A 22,299-nucleotide genomic window follows, 5' to 3' on the forward strand; every position below is an offset into this window, starting at 1 on the left:
GATACATGGAATACAGAATTCGTTGCTGCATTGTCAAATGAAAATTTTGCTTTTACTAATTTCAATTTTTATCCAAATCCTGTAAAAGATAATTTAAAAATTTCTAATAATTCTGTTATTGATTCAGTAGAAATTTTGTCGTTATTAGGACAAAAAATGATTGCTAAAAATGTAAATTCTTTAGAAACAGAAATTAGTTTATCGGAACTTTCTAGTGGAATTTATTTTGTGAAGGTTTCTTCTTTAGGGTTGGAGAAAGTTTTAAAAATTGTTAAAGAATAAACATTTTCTTCTAAAATATAACTTCCAAGTTTCAAGTTTTTTGAGATTTGGAAGTTTTTTAATTTTAAAATCTATTGTTTTCTTAACGAATAAAAAGAAATTACAGTTGCAACAAACATTAATATTCCACCCAAAATAAATGGTGCTCCAGGAAATTGAAAAGGTGCTTCTTTATGAGTAAAATAATAAAAAATCATAGACATTAATGGTGGACCAATTATGGATGATGCACTCATTAAACTAGTTAAAGTACCCTGAATTTCTCCTTGTTCTGATGGCGAAACTTCTTGGGAAACTACTGCTTGCAACGCCGGACCAGCAATTCCGCCAAGACAATACGGAATTAAAAACACAAACATCATCCAACTTTGCGAGGCAAAAGCAAACAGAAACATTCCTAAAGTGTATAAAGCCATTCCTATATAAATACTTTTTTCGTTGCCTAGTTTTGGATTTATGTATCGAATTAAAACACCTTGTACCAATCCAACTAAAAGTCCAACAATTCCAAGTGAAATTCCCACCATTTTTTCATCCCAATTAAATCTGTAAATAGTATAAAAACTCCAATTGCTTTGCACTGCATGTGATGCAACATAAAGAATGAAAATTGCAATTATTAATCCGATAAGGTTTGGATATTTTTTTAAATTTAATAATGCTCCAACAGGATTGGCTCTTTTCCAACTAAATTCTCTTCTATTTTCTTTAGATAATGATTCTGGTAAAACAAAATATCCGTATAAAAAGTTAACCATACACAAAATTGCTGCTGCATAAAACGGAACTCTAGCACCATATTGACCCAATAATCCTCCAATTACTGGTCCGATTATAAATCCTAATCCAAAAGCTGCGCCAATTAATCCAAAATTTTTAGTTCTGTTTTCGTTTGTACTAACATCGGCAATGTAAGCAGAAGCTGTTGTAATACTTGCTCCTGTTACTCCTGCAATAATTCTTCCCACAAAAAGCCAAGTAATTGTTGGTGCTAACGATAGAAATAAATAATCTAATGAAAAGCCAAAAAGCGAAATTAAAATTATTGGTCTACGACCATATTTATCACTTAAACTTCCTATTAATGGCGCAAAAATAAACTGAGTTATAGCATAAGCAAAAGTTAACCAACCACCATATTTGGCAGCTTCGCTAATATCGCCGTTAATTAATTCTTTAATTAAGGTTGGAATAACAGGAATAATTATTCCCAAACCAGTAATATCAATTAACATGGTAATAAATATGAAACCTATTGCTGCTTGTTTTTTGCTTGTTGCCATACTGATTTTAAATGTTTAAAAAACAAATCCCAAATTCCAAGAGTAGAATTTGGAATTTGGGATAAGATTCTTCCTTTGTCAGAATGACAAATTAGATTTATAATTCTAATGCTTTTTTAGCATCGTTATTCAGCAATAATTCTAACGGATTTTCTAAAGCTTCTTTTACAGCGACTAAAAACCCAACCGACTCACGACCATCAATAATTCTATGATCATACGAAAGTGCTACATACATCATTGGGTGAATTTCCACTTTACCATTTACAGCAATTGGGCGTTCAATTATATTGTGCATTCCAAGAATTCCTGATTGTGGCGGATTGATGATTGGTGTAGATAACATACTTCCAAAAACACCACCATTGGTAATTGTAAAAGTTCCGCCAGTCATATCATCAACGGTAATTTGTCCGTCGCGAGATTTAATTGCCAATCTTTTAATTTCAGATTCTATTCCTCTAAACGATAAATTCTCTGCATTTCTAACTACTGGAACCATTAAACCTTTTGGTCCAGAAACTGCAATTGATATATCACAGAAGTTGTAAGCGGTTTTAAAATCGCCATCAATCATAGAATTTACATCTGGAAATAATGCTAATGCACGAGTTACAGCTTTGGTAAAAAACGACATATAGCCAAGACCTAATCCACCATGTTTGGCTTTAAAGTCTTCTTTATATTGATTTCTAATTACATTTATTGGAGTCATATTAACTTCATTAAACGTTGTTAACATTGCAGTTTCATTTTTTGCAGCAACCAATCTTTCGGCAACTTTACGACGTAACATTGATAATTTAGAACGTTCAGAACCACGATTTCCACCAGTTGGCGTTCCCATTGATGGTGTTGCATTTACTGCATCATCTTTAGTAATTCTTCCTTCTTTTCCTGTTCCAACAACATCACTTGGTTGAATGTTTTTTTCGTCTAATATTTTTCTTGCTGCTGGCGATGGTGTACTTTCTGCATACGATTTTTCAGTAACTGGAGCAACTTTTACCGCTTCTACTTTAACTTCAGCTTTTGGAGTTTCTGCTTTTTTCTCTTCAACTTTAGGAGTTTCTGCTGCAACTGAACCAGATGGTTTTGCTGCGCTTGTGTCTATTAAACAAACTACAGCTCCAACTGCAACTGCATCTCCTTCTTCTGCTTTTAACGTAATTATTCCGCTAGCTTCTGCTGGTAATTCTAAAGTTGCTTTGTCAGAATCTACCTCAGCAATGGCTTGGTCTTTTTCTACATAATCGCCATCTTTTACAAGCCAAGTTGCAATTTCTACTTCTTTTATCGATTCGCCTGGTGAAGGCACTTTCATTTCTAAAATCATAATTCTTTGTTTAAAGTTTCAGGTTTAAAAGTTTAAAAGTTTAAAAGTTTAATCTGAAAAATATATAATTATTTGTTATTGTCTTCGTTTATTATTTGTTCTATTTGGAATTTTAATTCTGGAATTTCTTCTTTCGCAGTTTTAAATACTAACTTGTAATCAACTCCCATATATTCATGAATTAATTTATCTCGCATTCCTGCCATAAATTTCCATGGAATATTAGGATATTTATTTCTAAATTCAAAATCTAAATTTTTTGTTGCTTCGCCAATAATTTCAAATGCTCTAGTAACGGCTCTTTTCAATAATTCATCTTTATAAAAACTATCAGCATCAATACTTTGAGTAGTTTTTAAAATGAATTTAACTTCATCATAGATATGTCCAATAAATTCTAGTTCGTCAGATTGAGACATAATTTACACTTTTTAAAATATGTGGGCCAATAAATTCACTTAATCCATTTTTTGTAACTATCTCAACTTTATAGTTTTGAAATAAATTTTCTAAATATTCGCAAAACAAAAAATATTTTTTAAAATTAATTTCTTCTAGATTATAATCAACCAATATATCAATATCACTAGTTGAAGTTTGTTCATCACGAGAATAAGAACCAAACAAACCTATTTGGGTAACACCGAAACTTTTTATTGTTTCTTTGTTATCTTGAATGGTTTTAAAAATATCTTGTTTATTTAACATTTAGTTTTTATTTTCAAATTTACTTTTTTTAGCCCTGATAGAAGTGAAAATCCTTTTTAAATTTAAATGGAGCTTTTGCGGAATTTAAATTTAAAAAGATTGTAACGTATAGCAGGATTAGCTTCTAAAAAAATTACCTAAACAATTCTTTATCAAACACCATTCTTATTGCATCTGCATGACGTCTTCTATCTCTTGTACTGCTTCCTGCTGCTGGTGCTGCATATGCTTTTAATGATGCTAATCTCCATTTTACTAAATCGAAATTCATTAACATAAAACTATAAGCGCCCATATTTTTTGGCTCTTCTTGCGCCCAAACATAATCATCCGCATTAGGATATTTAGCAATAATTTCTTTTAATTGATCTACTGGTAACGGAAATAATTGCTCAATTCTAACCAAAGCTACATCATTTCTTCCATTATTTTCTCTTTCTGCAAGTAAATCATAATAGAATTTTCCCGTACAAAAAACCAATGATTTTACTTTAGATTTATCAACTTTTACATCATCAATTGTTTCTTGAAAGCTTCCATTTGCCAATTCGTCTTGCGTAGATACACAAAGTGGATGACGCAACAAACTTTTTGGCGAAAATACAACCAATGGTTTGCGGAATTTAGTTTTCATTTGACGACGCAACAAGTGATAGAAATTCGCAGGTGTTGTACAATCGGCAACGTACATATTATGTCGCGCACAAAGTTGTAAATAACGTTCCATTCTTGCCGATGAATGTTCTGCACCTTGACCTTCATAACCGTGAGGTAACAAAAGAACTATTCCGTTTTGGTTGTTCCATTTGTCTTCTCCACACGAAATATATTGGTCAATCATTATCTGACAACCATTAGAAAAATCTCCAAATTGTGCTTCCCATATGGTTAACGAATTCGGATTTGTAAGTGCATAACCATAATCAAAACCAAGAACTGCATATTCTGAGAGCAATGAATTGTATATTTGAAAAGTACCTTTTGCATCTTTTAAAGTATCTAAAAGAATTACTTCTTCTTCGCTATCTTCTACTTTAACCACTGCGTGACGGTGAGAAAATGTTCCTCTTTCTACGTCTTGTCCAGAAACTCTAACGTTGTAACCTTCTGTTAAAAGTGTTGCGTAGGCAAGTGTTTCTGCTGTTCCCCAATCGATAACATTGTTGTCATACATTGTTTTTCTATCGGTAACAATTTTAGAAATTTTATTTATAAATTTTTTATCTGATGGCAAGGTTGAAACTACTTTTATAATTTCGTCAAGGTATTTTTTATCAAATGTTGTGTCTACTTTTTTAAGCATTTCGTCATCAGAAACTTGCTCAAAACCATTCCATTCGTCTTGTAAAAATGGCTTGATAATAGTTAACGTTTTTTTGCGAGATTCTTCTAAATCTTTATCTAAATTACCTTTATAATCACTTTCTAATTTATTAATGTAGTCTTGATTTACAATGCCATCAATAATTAATTTTTCTGCATAAATATCTCTTGGATTTCTATGTTTAGCAATAATTTTATACAAAACTGGTTGTGTAAATCGTGGCTCATCACCTTCGTTATGACCGTATTTTCTATAACCCAAAAGGTCAATAAATACATCGCTTCCAAAAGTCATTCTAAAATCTAAAGCAAAAAGCATTGCATGAACAACTGCTTCTGCATCATCAGCATTTACGTGAAGTACTGGCGATAAAGTAACTTTAGCTACATCGGTACAATAAGTTGACGAACGTGCGTCTTGATAATTGGTAGTAAAACCAACTTGATTATTTATAACTAAATGTATTGTTCCGCCAGTTTTATAGCCATCAAGTTGTGCCATTTGAATAATTTCATACACAATTCCTTGTCCGGCAACCGCAGCATCACCGTGAACAGCAATTGGCAATACTTTAGAAAAATCGTTTGGAAAATATTTATCTTGTTTGGCACGAGCAATTCCTTCAATTACTGCTCCAACGGTTTCAAGATGCGAAGGATTGGGCGCCAAATTAATATTTATTTTTTTTCCAGTACGAGTTGTTTTTTCTGATGTTAATCCTAAATGGTATTTTACATCGCCATCAAAATATTCTTTATCGTAATCTTTTCCGTCAAATTCTGAGAAAATATCTTGAACTGGTTTGTGAAAAATATTGGCTAAAATATTTAATCTTCCTCTGTGAGCCATTCCCATTACAAAATGCTCTACTCCTTTTTCTGCTGCAGCTTCAATTAATGCATCAAGTGCTGGAATTATTGATTCTCCACCTTCAAGTGAGAAACGTTTTTGACCAACATATTTAGTATGTAAAAAGTTTTCAAACGAAACAGCTTCGTTTAGTTTACTTAAAATATTTTTCTTCTGATCAACATTAAAGTTGGGCAAATTATCATTTATATTAAGCTTATTTTGAATCCATTGCACCACTTCTGGTTTTCTAATGTACATATATTCTACACCAATAGATTGGCAATATACGTTATCAAGATGTGTAATAATTTCTTTTAAAGTAGATGGTTTGTGACCAATAATTTTAGCCGCATCGAAAACAGTTTCTAAATCTGAAAATGTTAATCCAAAATTTTCTATGGCTAACGTTGGTGTATAAATTCTTCTATCGCGAACCGGATTGGTTTTTGTAAACAAATGACCACGAGTTCTATACCCATCAATAAGTTTTAAAACATTAAATTCTTTTTGTAATTTTGTTGATGCTTGACCATTATCTATTGTTTGCGAAGCATAATTGGCAAGTTGTTGGCCAGCATTTTCTTCATTGTATGTTGCCATTCCAAAATCGAAACCTTGAAAAAAAGCTCTCCAAGAAGGTTCAACAGCGTCTGGATTTAAAAGATATTGATCGTATGTTTGGGCAAAAAATTCAGTGTGTGCAGCGTTTAAAAAGGAAAACCTATCCATATAATGTATTGAAAAATCGTTGTGTTAAAAAAATTTATACAAAAGTAAAATATTTACAACAATGTTATGCTGTTTTTTATACTTTTATCGCATAAAAATATTAAACCAACCAATATGAAAATTAATACTTTTAAGAATTTAAGAAATTTAATAGCATTATTTATATTTTTGATAAATAGTAATAGCATTAATGCACAAGACACAACTACTCCAAAACCAGAAAATAATTTTTGGAATAAAGTTCAATTTGGTGGCGGTTTAGGATTAGGAATAGGAAGTGGTTACACAGATATTACTGTTGCTCCAAGTGCAATTTACAATTTTAATGAACTTTTTTCTCTTGGAACAGGATTGCAAGGAAGCTTTATTTCTCAGAAAGATTTTTTTAAATCTACAGTTGTCGGAGTCAATGTTATTGGACTTTTTAATCCAATAGAAGAAATACAACTTTCTCTAGAAGTTGAAGAAGTAAATGTGAGTACCAAATTTCAATCTGTTGGAAATACAACTGTTAAAAACAATTTTTGGAATACAGGATTGTTTATTGGCGCAGGTTATAGAACAAACAATGTTACTATTGGCGCTAGATATAATTTACTTTTTGACAAGGACAAAAGCGTTTACAGCGATGCTTTAATGCCATTTGTTAGAGTTTACTTTTAATTATTATAAAACCATTTTATGAAAAACACTTATACATACACACTATTATTTCTTTTATTTACTCAATTGTTATCGTCTCAAATTGTTAAAGATTCTGTTGCATCAAAAAATACAGATTCTATTTTTAAATCTAATAACTTAGTTGTAATTGATACTTTAAAAAAGCAAAGTAAAATTAAATTTGGATGCGGATTTGGACTTAACTTTGTTGGTGGAACAAGTATTAACGTTGCTCCCAATTTAACATACAAAGTATCTAATAAAATTTCTTTTGGTGCTGGTCTTCAAGGAAGTTATAATTCTATTAAAAATTTACAAAACACAACAACATTTGGAGCAAACTTGTTAGGATTTTACAATCCAAGTAAAACAATACAAACTATATTAGAATTTGTAGAACTAAATGTAAATAGTGAAACTGAAATTAACAACGTAAAAACATCTAAAAGTTTTTGGGATACAGCTTTATTTATTGGAGCAGGAATTAATGTTACCAAGAAAATTATTATTGGCGCAAAATATAACTTATTGTACAAGGAAGAAAAAAGTGCTTACACAAGTGCAATTGTTCCTTTTGTAAATATTGGTTTTTAATTAAAAAATGAAACCTATAAAGTTTCTTTATTTTATTCTATTTTTTATTTTTTTTACCATTGTAGGAACCATTTCTCACGAATATGGACACATTTTAGTTGCTAAATATTATGGTTTTGAAACGCAACTTCATTATGGAAGTATGAATTATAAAAATAAAGATGAAGATAAACAAATTGAAATATACAATAGAAATAAAGAAGCAATAAAAGAAAGTGGAAATTATTCTGAAAAAGAAATTTATGAAAATTTGTCTAGCAATATTGCTTTAAAAGACTTGTATGTATTTATTGGCGGACCTTTTCAAACTATTTTAACTGGAACTCTAGGTTTTATAATTTTGCTTTACAGAAGAAACAAAATTAAAAAGTTTGGTTTTAAAAATCTTGATTGGTTCTTTGTTTTTTTAACTTTATTCTGGTTAAGAGAAGTTTTTAATTTAGTTATGTCTGTTTTTAGAGCTATTGTAAATAATTCAAATAAATATTTTAGCGGTGATGAAAAAAATATTGCATTGCTTTTAGAAATTCATAAAGGTTCAATTGCAATTCCATTAGCAATAATTGGTTTAATTGTTTCCATTTATGTTATTTTTAAAATTATTCCAAAAACAGAAAGATTACATTTCATAACATCTGGATTTCTTGGAGGAATTGCAGGATTTATAATATGGATGAATGTTTTAGGTCCAAAAATCTTACCTTAAAATTAACATTTATTACACTAAAAGTGTAATCTCAAAAGAAAATTAACATTTGATACACTAAAAGTGTAATTTTATAATTGTAACATTCTTTACACTAAAAGTGTAACCTCAAAAGAAAATTAACATTTGTTACACTAAAAGTGTAATTTTAAAGTTTTAACATTCTTTACACTAAAAGTGTAATATCAAAAGAAAATTAACATTTATTACACTAAAAGTGTAATTTTATAGTTTTAACATTCTTTACACTAAAAGTGTAACCTAAAAAGAAAATTAACATTTGATACACTAAAAGGGTAATTTTATAATTTTAACATTCTTTACACTAAAAGTGTAATCTTAAAAGAAAATTAACATTTGATACACTTAAAGGGTAATTTTATAATTTTAACATTCTTTACACTAAAAGTGTAATCTTAAAAGAAAATTAACATTTGATACACTAAAAGTGTAATTCTATAATTTTAACATTCTTTACACCAAAAGTGTAATCTTAAAAGAAAATTAACATTTGATACACTAAAAGTGTAATTCTATAATTTTAACATTCTTTACACTAAAAGTGTAATTCTATAATTTTAACATTCTTTACACTAAAAGTGTAACCTCAAAAGAAAATTAACATTTAATACACTAAAAGTGTAATTACAAAATACTTTTAACATTTATTACACTTAAAGTGTAATTAATATCTGTTTCTAAACCACACTTTCATCCATTCTCGTTTTAAAATTAAGAAAGCTACTTGACCAGAAAGTTCTGAAATATCTGAACCATCAAGTTTTTTTATTTGATCTTCTGGAACATCAATTATGTATAGCAAGTTTAAATATTCGGCAAATTTATATTGAATTAACCTATAAATTTTTTCGTGCAATTGAATTTTTAATTCTGCTGGTTTTGTGCTTATGTGAAAATCTATTGCTTCGTTTGCCAAATTAAAATCTTTATTAATTTGCTCTATAAGTTTTAGGTATAAGTTTTCCTTTTCTGCTTGAGAAAGTAAATTATCAATAGAAATGGGCGCTATGAAATTCATTTTTGAAATTTAATTTATGATTGAAGGTTAATAAATTTTGATTGAAGATTGAAGATTAACGATTTTTGATTGCAGATTTAAAATAGACGATTTTAAAATAAACATTAATTGAAGACTAACGATTTTTGATTGCTGATTTAAAGTAGACTATTTTGAAAATATATTTTATTTGAAAATCAAAAATCGTTAATCAAAAATCTGAAATCTGAAATCTACACTTTTCGTCCCATTAAATTCTCGCCAAACGAACGTAAAATATCTTTTCTTTCGTTATCAATACTCACATTTCTAAGTGTTTCAAATGCTTTAAAAGTGTAGTCTTGAATGGCTTTTTGAGTAGCATTAGATGCTCCAGAAGTATTGAAAATATTTTTTACAGATTCAATTTTATCCGAACTATCTTCTGGTTGAATAGAAAATAAATGCATCAATTGTTTTTTATCTTCATCAGATGAAAATTCTATCGCTTTAAGATACAAATAGGTTTTTTTATTTTCAATAATGTCGCCACCAACTTGTTTTCCAAACGTTTCTGGATTTCCAAAAGCATCAAGATAATCATCTTGCAATTGAAATGCTAAACCTAAATTCAGTCCAAAATCATAAATTAATTCCGCATTTTCTTTAGAAGTTTCAGCAACAATTGCTCCCATTTTCATCGCAGCAGCAACCAAAACTGCTGTTTTATATTCAATCATTTTTAAATATTCTGGAATAGTAACGTCTTCACGAGTTTCAAAATCTACATCCCATTGTTGACCTTCGCAAACTTCTAAAGCTGTTTTACTAAACAATTTTGCCAATTCTCTAAAAACTTCGGTGTTGTATTTTTCAAAATATTGATACGCCAATATCAACATGGCATCGCCAGAAAGAATTGCTGTGTTTATATTCCATTTTTCGTGAACTGTTTCGTTTCCTCTTCTAAGTGGCGCATCATCCATAATATCATCGTGAACTAACGAAAAATTATGAAAAACCTCAACTGCCAATGCTGCTGGAAGTGCTAATTTATAATCGGCATCAAACAATTCTGCACTCATTAAAGTCAATACTGGTCGCATTCTTTTTCCGCCAAGACCTAATATATAATGAATTGGTTCATATAAATTACGTGGTTCTTTGGTTTCGTATTGCGATTGTAAATAGTCTGAAATAAATTCTTGATATTGATAAATGGAATGCATAGATTTTTTGTTGTGGGTTTTGAGTTATGGGTTTTGAGTAACATTATGCCATAATTTCATAATAATATACAAATGTAGAATAAAAAATTTTACAGTTATCAGTTGTAAGTTATGTGTTTTAATTTTATCTAAAAAATCTATCAACATAAACAGTTACAATTAACTCAAAACCCATAACTCAAAACTCACAACCAAAGTTAATGTTAAATTTATGTAAATACTTTGGAAACTATTTTGGTGTTAAAAGTTTCCGACTTACATTTGCATTTAATTTAATAGAAATCTTAAATAATAGATTTTAAAAATAAACAAATGATAAATCCAACTGCTTTAATATCTGGTGCTTCTAACGGAATTGGATTAGAATTGGCATATGAGCACGCAAATTGTGGTGGAAATTTAATTTTGGTTGCTAGAAATACTAAAAAACTTGAAGAAATCAAATTAGAAATTGAAACTAAATTTAAAGTTAAAGTTAACATAATTTCTAAAGATTTATCACTTAAAGATGCGGCTCAAGACATTTATAACGAAGTAAAAAAACATAATCTACAGGTAGATTACTTAATAAATAATGCAGGTTTTGGCGATTTCGGAATGTTTGTTTCTACAGATTGGAACAAAGAAGAAGAAATGATTAACTTAAATATAACAGCTTTATCTCAGTTTACAAAATTGTTTATTAAAGATATGGTTGCCAGAAAAAATGGTAAAATTTTAAATTTAGCATCAACAGCATCTTTTCAACCTGGACCAACAATGGCAGTATATTTTGCTACAAAAGCTTATGTTTTAAGTTTTTCTGAAGCTGTTGCAAATGAAGTAAAAGAATTTGGAGTTACCGTTACAGCATTGTGTCCTGGACCAACAGAAAGCGGATTTCAAACTGCTGCTTCAATGGATAATGCAAAATTATTTAAAGATAAAAAATTACCATCTTCAAGTGAAGTTGCAAAATACGGTTATGATGCTATGTTGAAAGGAAAAACTGTAGCAATTCACGGAACATTAAACTACATTTTGGCAAATTCTATTAGATTATTACCTAGAAATTTAGTAACTAAAATTATAAGAAGCGTTCAAGAATAATGAAAGATAAAATTATAAAAAAAGCTACTGATATGTTCTTGAAATTAGGTTTCAAGAGTGTAACTATGGACGACATTGCTTGTGAAATGTGTATTTCTAAAAAAACAATTTATAAATATTTTGTAAACAAAGAAATACTTATTGAAGAAGGCACAAGAGAAGTTCATAAAGAAATTCACGATACAATAAATTTAATTATTGCCAAAAAACACAACGCAATTACTGAGAATTTCGAGATTAGAAAAATGTTTAAAGAAATGTTTAAATCTACAGATACTTCGCCTGCATATCAATTAAAAAAACATTATCCTCAAATTTATGAATCGGTATTGGTTAGAGAAATTGACGAATGTAAATCGGTTTTTAAACAAAATATTGAAAAAGGAATTGCCGAAGGATTTTATAGAGAAAGTATAAATGTAGAAGCGTTTGTTAGATTTTATTATACATTAATTTTTAATATAAACGAAACGATAAAATCTGAAAAAGAAGCATTTGAACTTGAATTATTTGCATTGGAATACCACACAAGAGCAATTGCTACAACAAAAGGAATTTTAGAATTAGAAAAACATCTCTCACAAACAAATATATAATTCATGAAAAAAACAACAATACTTGCACTTTTTCTTTTTGCATTATTTTCAAATGCTCAAGAAAATACTAAAAAAAGTTATTCTTTTAGTTTGCAACAAGCCATAGATCACGCTATTCAAAACAATTATCAAGCAATAAATGCTGGAAGAGATATTGAAATTGCTCAACAAAAAAAATGGGAAACTACTTCAATGGGTTTGCCACAGGTTAATGGAAACATTAGTTATCAAAATAATTTTAAAATACAAACTTCTTTAATTCCTGCAGAGATTTTTGGTGGAACACCAGGTGAATTTGCCGAAGTAACCTTTGGAACTAAACACAATGCCAATGCAAGTTTAGCATTAACACAATTGTTATTTGATGGTTCTTATATTGTTGCACTTCAAGCATCTAAAACGTATCTAGAATTCTATAAAAATTATAAAAGAAAAACAGATACTGAAGTTAAAGAAATGATTATCAACTCTTATGGAAGTGTTCTTTTAGCAAATGAAAATGCTCAAATTCTTGTAAAAAATAAAACAATTCTAGAAAAAACACTTTTTGACACTAATGAAACTTATAAAAATGGTTTAATTGAAGAAGAAAATGTAGAGCAATTAAAGATTACATTATCTAGTGTAAATAGTAATTTAAATTACATAAATAGACTGAAAGAAATTAGTTTAAAAATGTTAAAAATTAATTTAGGAATCAATCTTGACGATGAATTAATTATAACTGATAAACTAGATAATTTAGCTGTTAGCAATATGGATATGTCATTTTCAAGTTCAGATTTTGACGTAAAAAACAACATCAATTATATTATTTCTGAAAATTTTGTTTCTCAAAGAAATTTAGAATTAAAACTTCAAAAAAGTAAAGCATTGCCTACTCTTGCTGCTGGTGTAAATTTTGGATATAATGCATTTGGCGATACTTTTACACTGTTAAATACTGACAATAAATGGTTTAATTATTCCAACTTAGGATTGAATTTAAATGTTCCAATATTTAGTAGTTTTGGAAGAAGTGCTAAAACGCAACAAGCTAAAATTGAATTAGATAAAGCTAAAACACAACTAACACAATCTGAACAACAACTTAAATTACAATATCAAAATGCTAAAAGCGATTACGAGTTTAGTGTAGAACAATACAACAGTTCTAAAGAAAGTTTAAAACTAGCAGAACGCATTGAAAACAAGCAACAAATAAAATTTAAAGAAGGACTTTCTAGTAGTTTCGATTTTACCGAAGCACAACGACAATTGTATACTTCGCAACAAAATTTCTTGCAAACAATGGTTGATGTAATCAATAAAAAAGCATCATTAGAAAAAATAACTTCAAAATAAAATTAACACAATCTATATAATATGAAAAAAATAATAACACTTTTAACCGTATCTATTTTACTTTTTTCTTGTGGTAAAAAAGAAAATAATCAATCTATAGATTCTTTAATATCTGCCAAAAATATAAAAGAATTACAAGCCAAAAAAGCACTTTTACAAGCTGATATTACCAAAATTGATGGCGCTTTGGCAACATTGGATGTAAAAAAAGAAGAAGCATTAGTAGAAGTTACCAATGTAAAAGATACCATTTTTAATCATTATTTAGAAATTCAAGGAAATGTTGATACTAAAGAAAATATTTTAATACAACCAGAAATTCCTGGAACATTAACTTCATTAAATGTAAAAGCTGGACAACGCGTATCTAAAGGTCAAGTTCTTGGTAGAGTTGATGATGGTGGAATGAGTCAGCAATTGGCAGGAATTGAAAGTCAATATGCATTAGCAAAAACTACATTTGAACGTCAAAAAAATCTTTGGAATCAAAAAATTGGATCTGAAATTCAATATTTACAAGCCCAAACGCAAATGATTTCTGCTCAAAAACAAGTATCACAAATGAGAGCACAATTATCTAAAACTTTAATTCGTGCACCATTTACAGGAACAATTGACGAAGTTTTTGTAGAAAGAGGACAAGTTGTAGCTGCAAGTCAAGAAGGATTGATGCGAATTGTAAATTTAAATAATATGTATGTTTCTACAAATGTTCCTGAAACTTATATTGGAAAATTAAAAGTTGGAACCGAAGTTGAAGTTTTCTTAGCATCGTTAGGAAAAACTTATAAAGGTAGAGTGCGTCAAGTTGGAAATTTTATAAATCCTAATAATAGAAGTTTTGGTATAGAAGTTTCTGTTCCTAATCCTGATAATTTATTGCGTCCAAACCAAGTTGCCAAACTTAAAATTATAGATTACGTTAATAAAGAAGCAGTTGTTGTTCCTTCTAATGTTATTCAAACTGATGGAGAAGGAAATAAATTTGTATTTGTAGCAAATAATGTAGTTGGAAAAACTGGAATTGCACAAAAAACAATTGTACAAACTGGTCAATCATCTGATAGTGTTACCGAAATTTTAAGCGGATTATCATCTGACGATATTATAATTACCGAAGGTGTAAATGTAATTTCTGATGGAATGAAAATTAATTTTTAAAAATAGTTTTGGGTTTATTGTTTCTAGTTTTTAGTTAACAATAAACCCTAAACAAAAAACTATAAACAGAAGAATATGGAACATAAAAACCACGAATTCGGCATATCGAGTTGGGCTGTAGATAATAGAATTACCGTTTACATCTTAACCTTAATTATAATTGTAATGGGAACAATGGCATACATAAATATGCCAAGAGAAGATTTTCCAGAAATTTTAGAAAATAAAATATTTGTATCATCAATATTTCCAGGAAATTCATCAGAAGATGTTGAAAAATTGGTTGTAAAACCACTTGAAGATCAGTTTAAAAATATTTCTGGTGTAGAAAAAGTAACATCTAGTTCGTTTCAAGATTATGGAATGATTGTAATAGAATTTGATCAAAAAATTACTATTGAAGAAGCCAAAGTTAAAATAAAAGACAAAGTAGATCAAACTAAAGCCAAAACCGATTGGCCAAATTTAGATAATGGTAGCAAGGTTGAACCTAATGTTTTCAACATCAATATATCTGAAGAAGTTCCTATTTTAAACATCAATCTTAAAGGAAATTATACCACGCAACAACTTAAAAAATATGGCGAATATTTAAAAGATGAAATAGAAAATGTTCCAGAAGTAAAAATTGTAGACATTCTAGGTGTTGATGATAAAGAAGTAGAAATTGCAGTTGACGTTTTTAAAATGAATGCAGCGCAAGTAAGCTTTGACGACATTCAAAATGCCGTGAAATATGAAAATATGACACTTTCTGGCGGAAATTTAGTGTCTCAAGGTTCTAGAAATAATATTAGAATTGTTGGAGAAATATCCAATCCAGAGCAATTAAATAATGTAATTGTAAAATCCTTTAACGGTACAGTTTACCTTAAAGACATTGCAGCTGTAAGTTTTAAAGAAAAAGAAAAAACAACTTATGCTCGTGAAAGCGGAAAAGAAGTTGTAATGCTAAATGTAAAAAAACGATCGGGTCAAAATATGATTTCTGCAATTGATCAAATAAAAGAAATTATAAAAAAAGCACAAGAAACTGTTCTTCCTAAAAACTTGAGTTTAGAACTTACTAACGACCAATCATCTAGTGTAGAACATCAAGTTAACGAACTTTCTAACCATATTATTTTCGGAATTATTCTAGTAATGATTGTGTTAATGTTTACAATGGGATTACGAAATTCGTTGTTTGTTGGTGCGGCAATACCGCTTTCAATGTTAATGGCATTTGCAATATTATCAGCATTTGGATTTACATTAAATACAATGGTTCTGTTTGGTTTAGTTATGGGATTAGGACTTCTTGTAGATGACGGAATTGTAGTTGTAGACAACGTTTTTGCAAATATGCGAAAAGGAATGAGTAGAATTGATGCGTCTAAAATTGGTATTGGCGAAATTGCTTGGCCAGTAATTTCATCAACAGCAACAACACTTGCAGCATTTATTCCATTAGCATTATGGCCAGGAACAGTTGGAAAATTTATGGTTTATTTTCCAATTACATTATCGTGTGTACTTGGCGCATCATTATTTGTTGCAATGGTTATAAACGCAGCAATGACTGGCGGATTTATGGATATTGAAGATAAAAATATTTCTAAGAAAGCATTAAAAAAATATTCTATAATTTTTATTGCATCTGGTTTATTATTTCTTGTTCCTGGATATGTATCTGATACAACTTGGATGCGAGCAATTGGACACTTATTACTAATTTCATTAGGATTAATGTGGTTGTATTATATTAAATTATACCAATGGACACAAGATTTTCAACACAGTTTTTTCCCAAAGCTAGAATCTAAATACCAAGTTTTCTTGGGTAAAATTCTAACAGGAAAACGTGCTGTAATTGCATTAGTTTCAATCATAGTTCTTTTATTTTTCTCTTTTGTTTTACTTGGAATTTTTCCTAGAAACGTATTGTTTTTTCCTAATAATGTTCCTAAACAAAACATTGTTTACATTGAATATCCACAAGGAACAGATATTTCTAAAACCAATAAAGCAACTTTATTTGTAGAAAAACAAGTTATAGAAGTTTTAAAGAAATATGTTGATGAAAACACTAAAGAAAATTATTTGGCAGAAAGTATTGTTTCTCAAGTTGGAATGGGCGCAGGAAATCCAAATGTAGATTCTGGAAATCAATCGGAAACTCCATACAAAGGAAAAGTAACTGTAAACTTTTCGGAATTTAATTTACGAAGAGATGTAGATACTAATAAAATTCTTGAAGAAATTCGTGATAAAGTAAAAGGTATTGCTGGCGCAAAAATTACTGTAGAAAAAGATGCTGCTGGTCCACCTTCTGGTTATCCAATTTCTTTACAATTATCTGGAACAAATTATGATGAAATGCTTATTGAAGCCAATAAAGTAATCGAATTTATAAATTCTAAAAATATTACAGGTATTGAAAAATTAAATATTGATGTAAATAAAGAATCGCCAGAACTAGAAATGAAAATTGATAGAGTTGGTGTAGGAAGTCTTGGTGCAACTACAGGACAAGTAGGTTTTACAATGCGTAGAGCAATTTATGGTCAAGAAATTTCTAAATATAAAGAAGGAAAAGACGATTATGATATTACAATGCGATTGCAAGAAGACCAACGTAAAAATGAAAGTGTATTGTTCAATCAACCAGTAACTTTTAGAAATCAAAATAACGGACAAATTATTCAAGTTCCTATTTCTTCTATATCTACAACAGAGAAAAAATTTACTTTTAATCAAATAAAACGTAAAAATTCTAAACGTGTAATGACCATTTATTCTAATGTTTTAACAGGCGCCAATGGTGACGGAATTACTAAAGAAATAGAATCAGCATTAGTTACTGCCAATTATAAAATGGCTGGCGATATTACTTATTCGTTTTCTGGCGAACAAGAACAACAGAAAAAAGATTCCAGTTTCTTGTTTGGCGCACTACTTTTAGCATTAGCAAGTATTACCATAATTATTGTGTTGCAGTTTAATTCTATTTCTAAAACACTAGTAATAATGTTTACCGTTTTACTAAGTTTTTCTGGCGTATTTTATGGCTATGTTATTGCAGGAATGGACTTTGTAATTCTTATGACAATGATGGGAATTATAGCATTATCTGGAATTGTAGTTAAAAACGGAATAGTACTTATGGATTTCTTTGTCTTATTACTTGACGAAAAAGTACGAGTTAACAAACTAGAATCACACGATGATTTATCAATTGAAGAAATAAAAGAAGTAATTATAGTTTCTGGAAAATCTAGATTAAGACCAGTTTTATTAACTGCATTAACTGCAATTTTAGGATTAATTCCGTTAGCAATAGGTTTAAATTTTGACTTTTTTGGATTAATAACCGATTTAAATCCACATTTATATATGGGTGGAGATAATGTAATATTTTGGGCACCACTTGCTTGGACAATTATTTTCGGATTAACCTATGCTACTGTTTTAACACTAGTTATGGTTCCAGTTATGTTTTATTTAGTAAAAAGAATAAAATATTGGTTAAGAAACAGACGTGAAAAAAGACAAAAATTTGCTTTAGAGAATTAAAATTTTAAATTAATTTACAAAAAGTTCCTCAAGATTCGTTTTGAGGAACTTTTTTGGTTATATTTTGTAGAAAGAAACCTACTTAAAGTACTATTTGTAAAGATTTTAACGCATTTTTGCAAAATATATAAATGAAATTAAAATGTTTACTTACTTATTTCAAAAATGGGAAGATGGTTTAAAGATAGGAAGATCTAAAGAGCATCATTATCTTGACTCACAACGAATTCAATTATTAAACGCATTTGCAATTATTTCTATAATTACAGGTTTATTAATATTTACACTTTATTCTATTTTAGAATTCAGTAATAAATACATGTCGTTGCTTTTAATTCCTATAAGTATTTTAATTTTATTTTTAAATAAAAATTTTAAATCTAAAATTTCTAAAGATGTAGCGTTTTATGGATTTTACTTTTTAATATTATTTTGGAGTTTACACACTAGAAGAACAGGTACAATTCTTTTACTAATGATAATTTGTTGTAGTGCTGCATTTATATATAAGAAAAAAAGCACTATCTATTTTCGAATTATTCTTTGTGCATTAGGATTTGTATTTTACGTTTTATATGATTTAAATACTCCTTTTTATTTAGATTCTACAATTAATTACACTGTTATTACAACTCTAATTACAATAATAACATGTGGTGTATTGTTGTTTATAATAATGTTGAGTGTAGATTTAATTAAACACAGTTCTAATTCATTATCCAATTCTATTGAGGAGTTAAATTTTGTAAATGAGAATCTAAAAAATAAAGAAAATCTATTAGTTACTAAAAATGAGGAACTCGTAATTTTTAATACAATGTTAGATACAATGGTTAAAAATTCTACTAAAGAATTACAATCTTATCAAAAAGCAATTGATGATAATTTATATTCTGTTGTAACTGACTTAGAAGGAAGAATTTTAAAAATTAACGAACCTTATTTAAAAATAATAAAATACACTGAACAAGAATTAATTGGAGAAAAATTTTCTGTTTTAAATTCAGATTTTCATCCTAAAAGTTATTATGAAGAAATTAAAGATACTATTTTTTCAGGAAAAGTTTGGCGTGGCGAAACTAAAAACAAAGCCAAAGATGGAACTCATTTTTGGATAGTATCATCAATACTTCCAATAATAGATGAAAATGGAGAAATTAGTAAGTTCTTTACGTTATCTACAAATATAAGCGACAAAAAAAAGGCAGAAGAAGAACAAAAAACGGCTTTCGAAAATTCATTAAAAACCAATAAAAGATTAAATTTAGTTTTAGACAATCAATCAGATCTTGTTGTAATTACTAATAAATTCGCTGTAAGAAAGTATGTAAACATTGCTTATTGCAATTTTTACGGAAAAGAAAAACAACATTTTATAGGTACAAGTTATAAAACTTTAGATCCAGAAAAAACTTCGCCATCTTACACTGCTTTATTTGAATCTTTAAGTCGTACTAATCCAAAAATTACCTATTTAGATGTTCAAGAAAATTCTTTGGGTAAAAAAAGATGGATTGTTTGGAACGAATTAGCTGTATTTAATTCTAAAGATGAAATAACCGAAGTTTTTTCGTTTGGTCACGACATTACAGAATTAAAAGAAATTGAATTTCAAAACGCCAATTATATTGCACAATTTGAAGAAATGGCATTTAAAACCTCTCACATATTTCGTGGTCCATTAACCAATATTATTGGATTAATGACATTATTAGAAGAAGATGCAATTCAAGAAGACGAAGTAAAACAAGTTGGTGTGTTTATGAAAAGTGCAGTAAGTAAACTAGATTTTGCATCTAGAGATTTGGTTTCTTTTATAGACAAATACAATACCGAAAAAACTAATAATATAAAAAAACATTATATGGTTGATTTTACTTTGGCTAAAACAAAACATCTAAAATGGAAATATAAAATTAGAAATTTTCTTGATGGTGATGGTAGTTTAACTTTGCAACAAGCAGTTTCTCACTTAGATTGTGACTTGGGTAAATGGTATTACAGTGAAGGAAAAACTAAATATGGTCATATAGAATCCATGCAAAATTTTGAAATTGAACACATACAACTTCATAAATTAGTAAAAGAAATTTTAGACTTAAAAACCAATAATGAAATTGAAAAATCAGAATTAAAATATATTGAACTCATTGATGCATCAGATAAAATAATACTATTGTTAGATGAGTCTGAAAGTATAATAAATAAAAACTAAAGAACATAAAAAAAGGTTTTTCATTATTATGAAAAACCTTTTTAAGTTAGTTTTGTTTAGTTTAATATTTTAATTTTTGTCAGCAATTGTTTCTTTATTCCATACTTTAACTGATGCAACAGCACTGTTAGAATAATCTACTTCAGATAAAGATTGCTCATTCCAAAAAAACCATTTTCCAGTTTTTTCTCCATTAGTGTATTCTGCAATAGCAACTTTGTTTCCACTTTCATTATAAGAAATCCATTTTCCGTCAAGTTTTCCTTCTTTAAAGAAACCTTCTTGTTGAATTTGTCCATTATCAAAATAATAAGTAGCTTTTACTAAACCATTTACTTCTTCTAGTTTTGGAGATTTATCTTGTGCAAATGTTAGTGTAGATACTAAAAAAAGCGCTATAATTGTTATATTTTTCATGTTTTTAGATTTTAGGAGTTCATAATAACATAACAAAAGTAACAATTAATTTACAATACACAAACTTTTACTTAACAATTTGGTAACATTGAATGAAAATTTAACATTAGAACAAAAAAAATCCAGCTTTCTTAAACATAGAAAGCTGGATTTTAAATTATTTGTCTTGTTTTCTAATTCAATAACTTGTCCAATTGTGCAACAAGCTTTGCATCAGATGGTCTATCAGCGTCAGCACTAACCACTTTTCCTTCTGGATCTAAAAGTATAAATCTTGGAATAGAATTTATTCCATACGATTTAATAAAATCTGACAACCAGTTTTTATCTGCAAACAATTGAATGCCTCCAAGTTGTTTCTCTGTAACAAATTTTACCCATTTAGCATGATCTTTATCTTCGTCTACAGAAATACTTACAAATTCTATTTTCTTACCTTCATATTTGGCTTCAACTTTTTTCAAAAATGGAATTTCTGCTCTGCATGGTCCACACCAAGTTGCCCAAACATCAATATAAACATATTTTCCACGTAAATCTTCAAGCTTAGTTTTTCCTCCAGCATGATTTTCATACTCAAATCCGTTAGAAACCTTACCAGTAATTTCTTTTTTTATTTGATTTTCTTTGTAAGCCATTTGTAAACCATAGAAATCTTGAGTTAAATTTCTTCTAACTTTAGTTTTAAAAGCTTCATCAAAATTTCCTTTTTCTAATTTTTCTATATCAGATTTCTTTTTTGATTCAAAAGCTATCGCAAAATCTTCTTTGTTTTTATCAAAATTTGCTGCTTCAAATGTTTCTAAACCAATTGTATTTTGCGCCAGTAAATTATTTTCAACTTCACCTTTTCCTTTAAAAACTATTGATTCGTCAAACATTTTTGCATCCATAGTTAATTGTAAATCAAAACCATCTTTTAAATATAAAGAAGCAAATTCTACACCATCATACATTTGATAAAAACCGTCTTTAACTTCAAATGAATCTTTAAAAAATCCTAACGGATTAATTTTAATCTCTTTAACAATTTTATTCATATTGTCTTTAATATAAATAACATCTCCATTTTTATTAGTAATATTTGCCTGAAAAGTTACTTTTCCTTGAGCAAAACCAAATGATGAGATAAAAATTAATGATAAAAAATAAACTAGTTTTTTCATAAAATAATGTTTTAAATTTTTTTGAAATCAAATATACCTAATTTATTTATTGA

The 22,299-nt window shown here is 28.6% G+C and carries 19 protein-coding genes; 10 read left to right on the forward strand and 9 right to left on the reverse strand.

Features of this window, described 5'->3' with window-relative positions; all coding sequences use genetic code 11:
• A partial coding sequence (locus ACH2BC_RS07805) for a T9SS type A sorting domain-containing protein (RefSeq protein ID WP_395053434.1) occupies positions 1-282 on the forward strand: 282 nt, incomplete at its 5' end.
• Between the two features lie 71 nt (positions 283-353).
• Here ACH2BC_RS07805 and ACH2BC_RS07810 read toward each other — a convergent pair.
• The 5 genes from ACH2BC_RS07810 to ACH2BC_RS07830 all read right to left on the reverse strand — a co-directional run bounded on the left by ACH2BC_RS07810 (position 354) and on the right by ACH2BC_RS07830 (position 6,514).
• Complete coding sequence (locus ACH2BC_RS07810) at positions 354-1,565, reverse strand: TCR/Tet family MFS transporter (RefSeq protein WP_395053435.1); 1,212 nt, start codon at positions 1,563-1,565, stop codon at positions 354-356.
• Between the two features lie 97 nt (positions 1,566-1,662).
• Positions 1,663-2,901, reverse strand: coding sequence for a 2-oxoglutarate dehydrogenase complex dihydrolipoyllysine-residue succinyltransferase (odhB, locus tag ACH2BC_RS07815; protein ID WP_395053436.1), 1,239 nt, complete (start codon positions 2,899-2,901; stop codon positions 1,663-1,665).
• Positions 2,902-2,969: 68 nt separating this feature from the next.
• Positions 2,970-3,320, reverse strand: a complete 351-nt coding sequence (locus ACH2BC_RS07820; RefSeq protein ID WP_395053437.1) for a DUF86 domain-containing protein — start codon at positions 3,318-3,320, stop codon at positions 2,970-2,972.
• Positions 3,307-3,609 (reverse strand): nucleotidyltransferase family protein, encoded by a 303-nt coding sequence (locus ACH2BC_RS07825; RefSeq protein WP_395053438.1) that lies wholly within the window; start codon positions 3,607-3,609, stop codon positions 3,307-3,309. The genes ACH2BC_RS07820 and ACH2BC_RS07825 overlap by 14 nt, the downstream gene beginning before the upstream one ends.
• Positions 3,610-3,742: 133 nt before the next feature.
• A complete protein-coding gene (locus ACH2BC_RS07830; protein WP_395053439.1) occupies positions 3,743-6,514 on the reverse strand; it encodes a 2-oxoglutarate dehydrogenase E1 component in 2,772 nt (923 codons plus the stop codon).
• 114 nt (positions 6,515-6,628) lie between these two features.
• On the opposite strand from ACH2BC_RS07830, the gene ACH2BC_RS07835 reads away from it, so the two are divergent.
• Genes ACH2BC_RS07835 through ACH2BC_RS07845 form a run of 3 tightly spaced genes read left to right on the forward strand, consistent with a single transcriptional unit; the run spans position 6,629 to position 8,477 of the window.
• Positions 6,629-7,177, forward strand: coding sequence for a hypothetical protein (locus ACH2BC_RS07835; protein ID WP_395053440.1), 549 nt, complete (start codon positions 6,629-6,631; stop codon positions 7,175-7,177).
• 18 nt (positions 7,178-7,195) lie between these two features.
• Positions 7,196-7,771 carry a hypothetical protein gene (locus ACH2BC_RS07840; RefSeq protein WP_395053441.1) on the forward strand — a complete coding sequence of 192 codons (576 nt, stop codon included), beginning with the start codon at positions 7,196-7,198 and terminating at the stop codon, positions 7,769-7,771.
• A 7-nt stretch (positions 7,772-7,778) separates the two neighbouring features.
• Positions 7,779-8,477: a hypothetical protein gene (locus ACH2BC_RS07845; protein WP_395053442.1), complete on the forward strand. Its 699-nt coding sequence runs from the start codon at positions 7,779-7,781 to the stop codon at positions 8,475-8,477.
• Between the two features lie 685 nt (positions 8,478-9,162).
• On the opposite strand, the gene ACH2BC_RS07850 is transcribed toward ACH2BC_RS07845, so the two are convergent.
• Both ACH2BC_RS07850 and ACH2BC_RS07855 read right to left on the reverse strand, forming a co-directional pair.
• Entirely contained in the window at positions 9,163-9,516 is a 354-nt protein-coding gene (locus ACH2BC_RS07850) for a hypothetical protein (protein WP_395053443.1), read from the reverse strand.
• Positions 9,517-9,728: 212 nt separating this feature from the next.
• A complete protein-coding gene (locus ACH2BC_RS07855; RefSeq protein WP_395053444.1) occupies positions 9,729-10,703 on the reverse strand; it encodes a polyprenyl synthetase family protein in 975 nt (324 codons plus the stop codon).
• 312 nt (positions 10,704-11,015) lie between these two features.
• On the opposite strand from ACH2BC_RS07855, the gene ACH2BC_RS07860 reads away from it, so the two are divergent.
• The 6 genes from ACH2BC_RS07860 to ACH2BC_RS07885 all read left to right on the forward strand — a co-directional run bounded on the left by ACH2BC_RS07860 (position 11,016) and on the right by ACH2BC_RS07885 (position 20,663).
• Entirely contained in the window at positions 11,016-11,792 is a 777-nt protein-coding gene (locus ACH2BC_RS07860) for an SDR family NAD(P)-dependent oxidoreductase (RefSeq protein WP_395053445.1), read from the forward strand.
• Positions 11,792-12,388, forward strand: a complete 597-nt coding sequence (locus tag ACH2BC_RS07865; RefSeq protein ID WP_395053446.1) for a TetR/AcrR family transcriptional regulator — start codon at positions 11,792-11,794, stop codon at positions 12,386-12,388. The genes ACH2BC_RS07860 and ACH2BC_RS07865 overlap by 1 nt, the downstream gene beginning before the upstream one ends.
• A gap of 3 nt (positions 12,389-12,391) precedes the next feature.
• Complete coding sequence (locus ACH2BC_RS07870; protein ID WP_395053447.1) at positions 12,392-13,732, forward strand: TolC family protein; 1,341 nt, start codon at positions 12,392-12,394, stop codon at positions 13,730-13,732.
• A 21-nt stretch (positions 13,733-13,753) separates the two neighbouring features.
• Positions 13,754-14,893 (forward strand): efflux RND transporter periplasmic adaptor subunit, encoded by a 1,140-nt coding sequence (locus ACH2BC_RS07875; RefSeq protein ID WP_395053448.1) that lies wholly within the window; start codon positions 13,754-13,756, stop codon positions 14,891-14,893.
• Positions 14,894-14,968: 75 nt separating this feature from the next.
• Complete coding sequence (locus ACH2BC_RS07880; protein ID WP_395053449.1) at positions 14,969-18,448, forward strand: efflux RND transporter permease subunit; 3,480 nt, start codon at positions 14,969-14,971, stop codon at positions 18,446-18,448.
• 142 nt (positions 18,449-18,590) lie between these two features.
• The gene (locus ACH2BC_RS07885) at positions 18,591-20,663 is read left to right on the forward strand and encodes a PAS domain S-box protein (RefSeq protein ID WP_395053450.1); all 2,073 of its coding nucleotides are present in this window, start codon (positions 18,591-18,593) and stop codon (positions 20,661-20,663) included.
• Positions 20,664-20,732: 69 nt separating this feature from the next.
• On the opposite strand, the gene ACH2BC_RS07890 is transcribed toward ACH2BC_RS07885, so the two are convergent.
• Both ACH2BC_RS07890 and ACH2BC_RS07895 read right to left on the reverse strand, forming a co-directional pair.
• Positions 20,733-21,080 (reverse strand): toxin-antitoxin system YwqK family antitoxin, encoded by a 348-nt coding sequence (locus tag ACH2BC_RS07890; RefSeq protein WP_395053451.1) that lies wholly within the window; start codon positions 21,078-21,080, stop codon positions 20,733-20,735.
• 173 nt (positions 21,081-21,253) lie between these two features.
• A complete protein-coding gene (locus tag ACH2BC_RS07895) occupies positions 21,254-22,246 on the reverse strand; it encodes a TlpA family protein disulfide reductase (RefSeq protein WP_395053452.1) in 993 nt (330 codons plus the stop codon).
• Positions 22,247-22,299 lie beyond the last annotated feature (53 nt).

The sequence above is a fragment of the Flavobacterium sp. genome (assembly GCF_043760115.1).
Classification (GTDB): Bacteria; Bacteroidota; Bacteroidia; order Flavobacteriales; family Flavobacteriaceae; genus Flavobacterium.